The organism is Dolichospermum sp. UHCC 0260 (assembly GCF_009711985.1).
GTDB classification, from domain to species: domain Bacteria; phylum Cyanobacteriota; class Cyanobacteriia; order Cyanobacteriales; family Nostocaceae; genus Dolichospermum; species Dolichospermum lemmermannii.
Genome location: NZ_VIKZ01000033.1, coordinates 49512 through 61417 on the forward strand (window position 1 = coordinate 49512; position 11906 = coordinate 61417).

Genomic DNA, 11906 nt, shown 5'->3' on the forward strand with positions numbered 1-11906 from the left:
GTGAGATAAAAGCTTATGCAAACTCAAATTTGGAAAAAACTACAACCAGAAAATTATTTTGGTTATGGAGAAAAGTTATCAGAAAATATCATGACTATTTTGAGTCTAGTCTTGATTAGTCATTTTTTGTTAACTAGGAATTCTGCAGTTGCCTTAATACCAGCAATTTTTTTGATGGTTATTAATTGCATCAGTATCATAGCTTTATATCAATATCACCAAACTATTAAAGCTGGGATTAAATCTCGCCAAAACATGATTGAAACTAAATTTGAAACAATTCATAATGGACCTTTACAAAGTCTGGCTAGAGTTTTAAAGCTAGTTAAAGGGCAAGAATTACCAATTAATAACTTGCTACCTTTAATAGAAAAAGAACTTGAAGAACTAAATCAAGAATTACGAGGAATATCTAATTTTTGGCAACAAGAAACTCTTAATCAAGATACTAGCCTTTATCTAGGAAATAGTCTAGTCATAGATTTGCAAAACCCTTTACCTGAAATCCTCTATCAAGTCTATAGCCATACCTTAGAACGAGATTTTCCTGGCTTTAAAACCCTGAAACTAAAAATTCACAATTTTGAAACTATTAATCAAAGCAATTTGAGTATTGAAAATAAGCGCAGACTTTGCAGATTCTTAGAAGAAGCCTTATGTAATGTTGGTAAACACGCTACAGGGATCACCTGTTTGAAAGTTACTTATTCGGCTTCTAAAGAATATGCTACTCTGAGCATTATGGATAATGGTTTAGGAATTAACTCATCAAAAGAAGGTTGGGGGACAAAACAATTTAAAAATTTAGCCCAACAAATTAAAGGTGAATTTAGGCGAGTGTCCCTTTATCCTCAAGGTACTCTTTGTGAATTATCTTGGCCTTTAGCAAATTCTTTTTGGTGGCAATAAAAACTAGGAAAATTAGAAAATCTTGATATTTTGCTTTTTCTTAAATAGCTGACTGTGCCAATACTGTGCCAAGATAGAGAATCAACAACTATATTGAGCAAAAGGACAGCTAAAAAACGCCGTGCAGATTACATTTTTAGGGACTAGTTCCGGTGTACCTACAAGATCACGCAACGTTTCCAGCGTGGCACTGAGGTTACCACAACGAGCAGAATTGTGGTTATTTGACTGTGGGGAAGGAACTCAGCATCAAATTTTGCGGAGTGATTTAAAAGTTAGCCAACTATCCCGAATTTTTGTCACCCATATGCACGGTGATCATATTTTTGGCTTAATGGGATTGCTTGCCAGTTGCGGTTTAGCAGGTAATGTAGACAAAATTGATATTTATGGTCCACCAGGATTAAACGAATACTTACAAGCCGCTTCCCGTTACTCTCATACCCATTTTTCTTACCCCATTAAAGTGCATACTGTGCAGTCGGGGGTAGTTTATGAAGATGATGAATTTACAGTTAGCTGTGGTCTTTTACATCACCGCATTCCTGCTTTTGGCTACCGAGTAGCAGAAAAAGATAGAACCGGACGCTTTGATATAGACAAAGCCAAAGCCTTAGAAATTCCTTCAGGTCCAATTTATGGACAACTCAAGCGCGGTGAAACAGTCACCCTGGCAGACGGAAGAGTAATTAATGGCAGTGAATTATGTGGTTCCACAGAAATTGGTCGGAAAATTGCCTATTGTACAGATACAGTTTATTGTGATGGTGCAGTACAATTAGCACAAGATGCAGATGTGTTAATTCATGAAGCAACGTTTGCTCATCAAGATTCAGAAATGGCTTTTCAGCGGTTACATTCTACAACCACAATGGCCGCGCAAACAGCATACATTGCCGGAGTTCGCAAACTGATTATGACACATTTTAGCCCCCGCTATGCTCCAGGTAATACCATTGAATTAAAAGACTTACTTAAAGAAGCAAAGGCAATTTTTCCGAAAACAATTATGGCTCATGATTTTATGGTTTATGATGTCCCTCGCAGACGAGAAATTGAATCCAGTGTGAGTGCCTAATTTCACTATAATTTTCATCTATTCCCAATTTATCACCCTCTAACTAATATATGAGCAATATTCCCCAAATTGGCCAACCTGCACCAGATTTTTCGACCCCAGACCAAAACAATAATTTAGTTAATATTGCCGATCTAAATCAGTGGCTAGTTCTCTATTTTTACCCTAAAGATAATACACCTGGCTGCACCACAGAAGCTCAAGACTTTACAGAATTATCCTCAGAATTTACTACAGTAGGCGCGAAAATTATCGGCGTTAGTCCCGACTCTGCCGCATCTCATTGTAAATTTATTGACAAACACAATTTATCAATTACCCTCTTAACTGATCCTAAACATCAATTAATAGAAGCTTATGGTGCATGGCGTTTAAAGAAGTTTATGGGTAAAGAATATATGGGGGTTGCCCGTTCCACCTTCCTGATTTCACCTAATAAAAGCATCGCCTACGCTTGGCCGAATGTCAAAACAAAAGGTCATGCTGAAGCTGTACTTAAAAAAATCAAGGAATTAGCAGCTATTTAAACTTTTATCAAACAGGAGTCAGGAGTCAGGAGTCAGGAGTCAGAATAAATGCAACCTGCGAGAACATTTGAAGATTTAATAGTTTGGCAAAAAGCACATCAATTTGTGTTAGAAGTATATCAGATAACTGGGAATTTTCCTAAATCCGAAATATATGGACTCGCTTCTCAATTTAGACGCGCATCAATTTCTATTCCTGCAAATATCGCTGAGGGCTTTAAGAAAAAAGGAGATTTAGATAAAGTAAGATTTATGAATATTGCACAAGCTTCTCTGGAAGAATGTAGATACTATCTTATTCTCACAAAAGATTTAGGATATGCTAATACATCAGAATCAATGTTAAAACTACAAGAGGTTAGTAGATTATTAGATAGTTATGCAAAAGCTATTCTCAACAATTCTACCTCCTAACTCCTAACTCCTGACTCCTGACATCCTATTATTTGTATTATGGTTCAGTTCATCCAAGCACAAAATATAGGCATTGCCTATTTAGAAGAAAGATTTAGTTTAGAACAAACCGACAGTGAAGCGTTTTTTCCTGAATGGTGGGAACATTTGCCAGAAATTTCTGATTTAGAAAAGCAATATCTAGACAGAGTAAAATTTCATTTTCTCCGATTGGTTAAACATCCTCCTTTATCAGAAGAAACCGTAAAGTTAGTTGTTTTATCTCCCTTACTCAGTTTAGCTGGATTTTATGATGAACCTTTCTTGATTAGAAGTGAATCATCAATAGAAATTGCCGTCGAAAATGAAGACGAAGTTATCAGAGGCAGAATTGATGTTTTAGTGATTCAGCAACAATTATGGTTATTGGTAATTGAATCTAAAAAAACTGCTTTTTCCCTTGCACAAGCCATACCTCAAGCACTTACTTATATGCTGGCTAATCCTCATCCTGATTATCCTGTATATTCATTAGTCATTAATGGAGAAGATTTTCAATTTATCAAACTGCTGCAAAAAGATCAACCTAGATATGCTTTGTCAGACAGATTTACTTTGTATCGTCGAGAAAACGAACTTTATCAAGTTTTCCGAATCTTAAAAAAACTAAGTCAAATTTTGAATTAACTCTGAATTAATTATGTCCAGTCGTCCTATCTATCTCGATTGTCATGCTACTACCCCCGTTGATGAAAGGGTAATGGCTGCTATGATTCCCTATTTTACCGAAAAGTTTGGTAATGCGGCGAGTATTAGCCATATTTACGGTTGGGAATCGGAAGCTGCTGTTAGACAAACACGGGAAATTTTAGCAAAAGCAATTAATGCTACCCCCGAAGAAATTGTTTTTACCAGTGGTGCAACAGAAGCAAATAATTTAGCTATTAAAGGTATTGCTGAAGCTTATTTCCAAAAAGGTCAGCATATTGTGACTATTGCCACGGAACATAAAGCAGTTTTAGATCCTTGCGAATATTTAAGAAGTCTTGGTTTTGATATTACAATTTTGCCAGTACAAAAAGATGGACTAATTGATTTAAATCAGTTAGCAAAAGCTTTGCGTCATGATACAATTTTAGTATCTGTAATGGCTGCAAATAATGAAATTGGGGTTTTACAACCAATAGCCGAAATTGGAGAAATGTGCCGGCAAAGGCAAATTATTTTGCACACAGACGCAGCCCAAGCTATTGGTAAAATCCCTTTAGATGTAGAAGAGATGAATATTGATTTAATGTCTCTCACAGCCCATAAAGTCTATGGACCAAAGGGAATTGGGGCTTTATATGTCCGCAGACGTAACCCTAGAGTTAAACTTGCTTCCCAACAACATGGGGGAGGACATGAAAGAGGAATGCGTTCTGGGACTTTATACACACCGCAAATTGTCGGTTTTGGTAAAGCTGTAGAAATTGCTGATTCAGAACAAGAAACCGAAAATCAACGATTAACAGCATTAAGAGCAAGATTGTGGCAACAGTTATCTACTGTCGGGGGAATTCATGTAAATGGACATCCTCAAAACCGATTAGCAGGAAACTTAAATATTAGTGTGGAAGGTGTAGATGGTGCAGCACTTTCATTAGGGTTACAATCAACAGTAGCGGTATCTTCGGGTTCTGCTTGTTCTTCTAATAATGTTGCCCCTTCCTATGTGTTGAAAGCATTGGGACATTCGGATAAATTAGCTTATGCTTCTATGCGATTTGGGATGGGGAGATTTAATACAGTTGAGGAAATTGATCAAGTTGCCAACCAAGTAATTTCTACCATTCAAGGTTTAAGAAGTGCTTCAGTAGTTAGTTGTCAGTAGCAATTATCAGTTAATTTGTCAAAAATCTGCCAGAGTTGTTATATTCTGTAAACTTAGGTTTGAGTTTACTTTCAGACAAGTATCAATTAACATATTTACTAAGTGGACTTTTTATGTCCTTTTACCCACAGGTTAAAGAATTTTTTCTCGGTAAATCCTTACCAACAAGCGAGGCAATATCTGATGGGGTGTTAGCTTTTAAACCTCCAGAATCGAAAAATGCTCGGCTGACTTTGTTGTATTTAGGAGTAATTTTGGGATTCATGTTTGTAGGTATCACTTACTTGGCAAACATTTATCATATTGTTCCCGGAGAAGGACAAACAGTAGTTTCTCTTTTGGGGAGAGCAATTTTGGGAACAGGGCCTGTTTACTATTTCCTGCAAGTTGTTACCCTGTTGGTTTTGATGTTAGCTGCTAATACCAGTTATGCAGATTTTCCCAGACTGTGTTATTTTTTAGCCAGAGATGGATTTTTACCCCGCCAATTGTCTCTATTAGGCGATCGCTTGGTCTACTCTAACGGGATTATTCTCCTTAGTACCTGTGCAGGAATTTTAGCCATTATCTTCAAAGGTCAAGTTAACGCCATTATCCCTCTCTACGCAGTTGGTGTATTTACTTCCTTTACCTTATCGTTCAGTAATTGAGCCAATTGTAGATTTTATTGGTCAGTTCCAGGAAAGTCACTCAGGTGTTTTCACAACTATCATTATTCCCGTTTTTGTCCCTCGAAATTGGTGGGATAGTATTTTACATAACCAAACAACTTTGTTTTTGAAGACTGCTTTACGAGCAAACAAGAGTCGTATTGTCACAACTGTTAGATATTACTTGTGATTATTGGTAATTATCAATGATCAATTTTTTAAAACCTCCGTTCAAACTCAATTACAGCCCGGGTATCATCAGTTAAATTAGTGGAAGAACGAAGACGAAATTGATTATTTATCCGGTAATTAATCCCCCATTGTAAAGGATCATTTGCTGTTAAAATCTTAATAGTAGAAAGGGAAAATTTCGGAGAAATATCAATTCCGGCTTCTAAAGCTAATTCTAAAGATGAGTTATTTCTTCCCGCTTCTGGTCTTTCCGAAACAATAGTCGGAAATATCCGCAATTCACTTAAACCAAAAGCATCACCAATTTCATTAAATGCACCTTGGAAATTACTGAAAACAGCCGAACTAGCAATATTAATTAAACCCAGATTACTGTCACTACGTCCTTGATTGTCAATAAGTCCACCTCCTAACAAAGTGACAATTTGTGTTTGTGAACGAGAAGGATTACTTTTTAGTTGTAAGTTATCATTAATTTGACTAGCTAAACCATTAATACTGGCTTCAACTCGGACTGTTTCCAACCCGGCTAAACCTGTAGAACCTTGTCTGCTAATATCACTATTTTGAGTTACATCTAGAATCTTCGCAAATAGCCGAATATCCAAATTAGGATCACGGGGTTGACGAGGGCTAAAAGTAGCGGTGTGTTCATGACCTTTTGCTAAATTTAATTGGGTAGTAAACAAATTTACTGCACCTTTATTTAACTTAATAGTTCCTTCTGGTATCGGTTCAACTAAAGAACCGTTAACAATTAGATCTCCAGAAGCTTGAAATTTAAAAACTGGTGATTTGACAATTTGGATATTTCTACCTAATTTTAATCCTAAATTATTTAACCTAGTAATTTTATTTTCTGGATCTGGTTTGTTTTGGTTGCCAATTTTATTAGCTGCTGAATTCTCATCTGGAGATTCTGTTAACAATACTTGACCATCAAATAATTCTATATTACCGCCAATTATTGGTTTCAGCACAGAACCAGTAATTTCTAAATTACCATTAGCACCTCCTTGATATAACCCCTTGAGATTTAAAACTAATTGTTTTAAAGTCACAATTAGCGGCACATCTATTTTGGTATCTCGACTATTAAAAATTGGCAATTCTCCAGCAGCTTGAATATTACCATCACTAAATTTACCTTCGAGACTTTTTATAAACACACGGGTTAAATCAAAAATTGCTTTACCATTCACATTGGTTAACTTTCCTGGTAAGGCTGAGGATCTAAAAGTAGCATTATCGAGAGAAGCAGTTCCTTTAACGAAAGGTTGTTGTCGAGTTCCCCGAACTTTTAAATCTAATTCCCCTTGTCCTTTTTCAAAAGATATCTCATTAGTAAACAGATTGAGAATTGTTAAACCTTCATTTTTGACATTGATATCTAAGGTAATTTGATTACTGTTTGATTTTTCAGAAGCAAAGGGCAAAGTATAGGGAATACTACCATTAATATTTGCAGGTTCAGTCCCTACTCCCACTCCCGTTACTTTACTACCAAAATTTAAACGTCCGTTAGCATAACTAAAACTAGTATTAGCTGATTCCACTGATTTCTGATCAATTGTTCCTTCTGTAATGCTTAATTCTCCTCTAGCTTGAGGATTGATAATACTCCCAGCTATTGCTGCGGTAATATTCAGCTTACCGCCAATTCCCAGTGGCAGTTTCACCAAATTATTTAGTCGCTGAATGGGAAAGTTTTCGATTTTCAATTGACCTGATTGCGCCTGACCACCAATGTTACCTGTAAAGGCAATTATTTTTTGCTGAGATTGAATTCGTAAAGGTCGGAACCGGAAAATTCCTTCTTCAAAACTACCTTTAGCTATGACTTGTTCCGCACGATAAAAGCGGCTTGGTTCTGTTGATTTACCCCAGGTGAAGTTTTCTCCTTGGAGGTTAAATTTTATCCTGGGTTCGTCCGTTGTGGCAGTATTAATAAAAATATTCCCATTCAAAATCCCCTTTAAGTCTCTTAAATCTGGGATAGGTTTAGCCGTAGACCGTTGTTGTTGTTGGGTAGTTAGTAGGGTATCAATTTCTGATAACCGTTGGATTTGGGTCAATAGAGACTCTAAAGGTAATCCTTGGGAGTTGGTGGTTAAGTCCGCAGACTTGCCGTAAGTCGGTGCTTTTAAACCACGTTGGAAGTCTTCCATATCAAAGATTTGAGCCGCATTCAAAAAGTCTTGAATGTTGCCTTTTTCAATGTTGATTTTTGCTCGCAGTTGCGGTTTTTTTGCCCACGGTTTGATATTGGCATCAAAGCTATATCTGCTTTCACCTTTGCGAAGTTCGCTATCACGAAGGACGAATGTATTGTTATCATAGCGCAGTTGTGTCCTAAAGCGATCGCCTTTAATCCGGCCAAGTTCGGGTTTTTCAATGGCTATATTTCCTGCTGTGGCAAATGTCTGCGAATTAATTTGCAAATTTGCTGTTAATAATCCTCTCACTCCTCCCGGACTTAAAGGAGTATTTGCTGGTACAGGTATATTTAAAGCTTTTAATGGGAAATTAGCCACATTCACACCCCAGTCAGATCCCGTTGCTGCACCTGATAGCAATGCTTGTTGCCACTGAACTAAAAACGATTTGGGGCGATTGTTACCATCTAAATTAATTGCTATCCGTTCCTTTACACCTGCAACATCTAAACTTAACCCCTGTCCTGATCCAGAATTCACATTACCAGTCAATAATGGTTCAAAAGCAAATTCCTGAACTTGGAAATTCCGTAACCCCAACTTACCTATAATATTTGGTGCAGTGGGTTTTCCTGTCACTTGTCCGCTAAAATCTAAGTTGCCAGCAATATCCGCAGTATCAGGTAGTTGCACTGGCAACCGTTGCAGACTATAATTTTTTGCCTGAACATTAAAATTTAATTGCGTAATTTCTGGGATACCTGCTTTCTTAGCATTAGCTAATAAATAACCTTTCATAGTGAGCGAAGTCGAACTATTAGCTTGAAAGTTAGCATTATTGAAACTATCAACAGTTAGCTTTTCTCCATTCCACCCGATATCAGCTTGAATAGGTGAATCAAAACCTCGTAAACCTTGACTAAAGCGCACCTGACCAACAGCAGCCACATCTGCTAATTTAGAAGAAGTCACATTTCCCGATATTTGCAACTTTCCTCCCAACTGTCCTTTTAACTGCTGATTGAAAGGGTTTAATTGTAAACCTGAAGTAGCCAACAATGCTTGATAATTACCATTACTAAGTTGAATAGAAGAGGCTGTAACTGTACCACTTGGTAATTTCAAGCTGCCTTTTCCCTCCCCTTGAATAGTTTCTGGTTGGAACGACTCGACCGAACCAGTTACTTGCAACTGACCGGCTATATTTCCTTGGAATTGTGGTGGTACAGATGCTAACTTTGTCAGGGGGACATTTTCCGCTTGAATTTTCGCCTGATAGCGACCTTCTGCAACTTGAATATTAGCAGCTTTAATTCTCCCTCCACCAACAGAGAGGAATCCTTCACCTGTTCCAGCAAAGGTTTTGAGGTTAAAATTTTCCCTATTACCGACAATAGTGAAATTACCTGCGAGGAGATTATTTAAAATTGGGTTAGCCTGTTTTAAAATTGTTCCTAAACGTAAATCTTTCCCAACTAATAAAGTTGTAAAATTTTGGTCTTGTAACTTAATTTGCGAAATATTAACTGTGCCACCAGCAATGTTGATATTGGCATTTTTAGGAATAATCGTCTCTATTTGAAATGGTGAAGAATTTCCTGCTAATTGCAAATTACCGTTAAATTCTACCCCAGCTAGCGAAATATTTTCCTGCTGTTTTTGGTCAACAAAAGATGTTAATTTAATCTTGCTAGATTGAGCCGAAGCCTGCCAACGCTTGCTATCATGACTATAAATACCACTACCATTCACTACACCTCCACCAACAGTTGCAACTACATCACGAAAAGAAACTGTGCGGTCAGGATTAATAATACTTGTCCCTGTTACTGGGTATTGGGCTTGAGGAGCTTGCCATTTAACGAAAGTGTGGGTATTATCAGCTACACCTTTTATTTCTGCGGTGGCTGTGATCATGCCAATGGGGAATCCTGTTTTGATATTATATACTTGAGCGATCGCATCCCCTGGCATATTTTCCGCTCGGAGTTGAAAATTCAGTGCAGATACTTTACCAAGTTTAATAATTCCCCCGCCTTTAACCTCACCCCCATAGGTAGTTTTGCCTTGAATATCCGTAATTCTCAGGAGAGATTTACTACTAATAAGCTCAAATTTACTACTAACTTTCCCAAAATCAACTTGATCAATTCGAGCAGTTTTCAACGTCCTCACATTACCAGATAGCACTGGTTTAGTAGTTGCTCCCATTAGCTGCAAATCGGCTTGAGCTATACCACTCACAGGAAATGGTAACTTTACCTTTAAAGTTGCTTGAGCATTGGCCAAACTTACCGCATTCACACGTGCTTTTAAATTAAACCCTGCTTGTTGATCAATAGTCCCCGATGTTGTGAACGGGATTTGTCCGTAGTTTGTGACTATATGATCTAATTTAATTACCAGTCCATCAAAAATGAGATTTCCCTGACTATGATTGAATAATTCGGGGATTTTTGCGATTTGTAGTGTTACCCCTTCCATCATAGCATTGCCATAGAGTAAGGTTTTCTGCTTTGGTGTTATCTTAATTCGCAAATCACCATTTACTCTCCCACTTTGTAAAGTCAGTGGTAAAGTTACAAGCCGAGTAATATCTGCGGACAGGAGATTTTGCCCTCGCACTCGAAAATCCCCTGCTAAAACTTTCTGAGGAATTAAATCTCCGACAATGGAAATATCACCCCCACTTACTGCCTTAGCAGCCAAGTCTAATTTAATTAGTTTATTTTGATTTAAGAGTTGAGCAGTTCCATTAATCCCAGAAAATTTTACAGGAACTTGTAAAGAAAAATCTCCCCCCATTTTTCTCGGTACTAATACCAAATTTGCATCCCGAAACCGTAACTTATCCAAATCAGTTTTAATCAATCCCTTACCAGTAGCTGGGGTGATAGTAGTCGTTAACCAGCGGGCTTGGGGATCTTGTTGAACATAAACATCTGGATTAATTAAAGTTACATCTAATCGGAGATTGCGGTTAATAACTAACTTCCAAATATCAAAACCTACATCTACTGCTTTGATATTTGCCCTATCTGGATCTGTGGCTGTAGCGGGAATCTCAGAAGCGGCAAACTGAACGCCAGTCAGGGAAAAGGACTGAACTGCTCCCAGTTTTACCGGACGGTTGAGAGTAGTAGTCAGACTTTGGGTAGCTAATGGTACTAGTTCCTGGTAAATAAAATTCTGCAATCGCCAAATACTGAAAATAATTCCTATTAATAGCAAAGCACCTACACCTAAACAACTACGGTTCAATATCATTAACCATAAAAGCCTAGGCCCAGAATCAGCGGGGCGAGAATTTTGACTAGGAGAGTTAGACATAGGTTTTCACTCTTGGATTACCAGATATCTGGAAGAATACAAAATACTAATTTTGACATAATTTTACGTTTAACTACTAGTAGTTTGTTGTAGTGTGAGCGTCTCGCTCACGCGGGCAAGATGCCCACACTACTGTAGTGTCTTGCTGACCCGTATTTAATTTTCACCAGATGTCTATTAGAGTATAGCCGGATGATGGCAAAAATTACAGCTAGGTTTTTGGCAAAATTAGATAACTATATCTTTTGGTCTATGCCTGATTTCCCGCAATCACACAAAAATTATTAGAGATTTTCCCGAATGTACAACCTAGAACTTTAAGATAAATTAGAGAACTAATCAATCAAGGGATGGATAATGCGTGTTTTTGTACTGATTTTCAATGCTGGTACTGATAATGAAGGAATTCACAGCATTCGGATTAGCAATGCCCAAGGTTTAGAAGGTAATAAAATCCTCATGTTTGAATCAGAGGACGATGCCACCCGTTTTGCTTTAATGTTAGAAGCTCAAGACTTCGCTATCCCGACAGTGGAGATGATGAATGCTGATGATGTTCAGGAATTTTGCCAAAGCACTGGCTATACTTGGGAAATTGTGGCTGAAAACAGTGAATTAGTAATTCCACCCGAAACGAACGTGGAACAAACTGATTGGCAAGCCCAAGCACAAATAGAGGATGCTGATAAAAACTTCTTCCCTACCAGTCTATCTGCCCCAGAAAGTGTTAATTCTGATTTAGACAGTATTCGTCGTCAACTGGAAGGTTTATTGTAGTTTGTTATTAGTTATTAGTTA

General features: G+C 37.5%; 9 protein-coding genes. 8 read left to right on the forward strand and 1 reads right to left on the reverse strand.

What is annotated here, in order from left to right:
* The first annotated feature begins 15 nt into the window (after positions 1-15).
* The 7 genes from FJR08_RS14035 (at position 16) to FJR08_RS14065 (ending at position 5430) form a co-directional block, all read left to right on the forward strand.
* A complete protein-coding gene (locus FJR08_RS14035; protein WP_168633576.1) occupies positions 16-909 on the forward strand; it encodes a sensor histidine kinase in 894 nt (297 codons plus the stop codon).
* A gap of 121 nt (positions 910-1030) precedes the next feature.
* A complete protein-coding gene (locus tag FJR08_RS14040) occupies positions 1031-1987 on the forward strand; it encodes a ribonuclease Z (RefSeq protein WP_168633577.1) in 957 nt (318 codons plus the stop codon).
* Positions 1988-2037: 50 nt separating this feature from the next.
* Positions 2038-2514: a thioredoxin-dependent thiol peroxidase gene (gene bcp / locus FJR08_RS14045; protein ID WP_168633578.1), complete on the forward strand. Its 477-nt coding sequence runs from the start codon at positions 2038-2040 to the stop codon at positions 2512-2514.
* Positions 2515-2562: 48 nt separating this feature from the next.
* A complete protein-coding gene (locus FJR08_RS14050) occupies positions 2563-2928 on the forward strand; it encodes a four helix bundle protein (RefSeq protein ID WP_015080461.1) in 366 nt (121 codons plus the stop codon).
* 39 nt (positions 2929-2967) lie between these two features.
* Positions 2968-3594 (forward strand): type I restriction endonuclease, encoded by a 627-nt coding sequence (locus tag FJR08_RS14055; RefSeq protein ID WP_168633579.1) that lies wholly within the window; start codon positions 2968-2970, stop codon positions 3592-3594.
* A 13-nt stretch (positions 3595-3607) separates the two neighbouring features.
* Positions 3608-4780 carry an IscS subfamily cysteine desulfurase gene (locus tag FJR08_RS14060; protein WP_168633580.1) on the forward strand — a complete coding sequence of 391 codons (1173 nt, stop codon included), beginning with the start codon at positions 3608-3610 and terminating at the stop codon, positions 4778-4780.
* A 113-nt stretch (positions 4781-4893) separates the two neighbouring features.
* Entirely contained in the window at positions 4894-5430 is a 537-nt protein-coding gene (locus FJR08_RS14065; RefSeq protein WP_051155184.1) for an amino acid permease, read from the forward strand.
* 218 nt (positions 5431-5648) lie between these two features.
* Here the strand turns inward: FJR08_RS14065 and FJR08_RS14070 are convergent, their stop codons facing one another.
* Positions 5649-11108, reverse strand: coding sequence for a translocation/assembly module TamB domain-containing protein (locus tag FJR08_RS14070; RefSeq protein WP_168633581.1), 5460 nt, complete (start codon positions 11106-11108; stop codon positions 5649-5651).
* Positions 11109-11465: 357 nt separating this feature from the next.
* Between FJR08_RS14070 and FJR08_RS14075 the strand changes: the two genes are divergently transcribed.
* On the forward strand, positions 11466-11885 hold the full coding sequence (locus tag FJR08_RS14075) for a DUF3110 domain-containing protein (protein WP_148764188.1): 420 nt from the start codon (positions 11466-11468) through the stop codon (positions 11883-11885).
* The last annotated feature ends 21 nt before the right edge of the window (positions 11886-11906 follow it).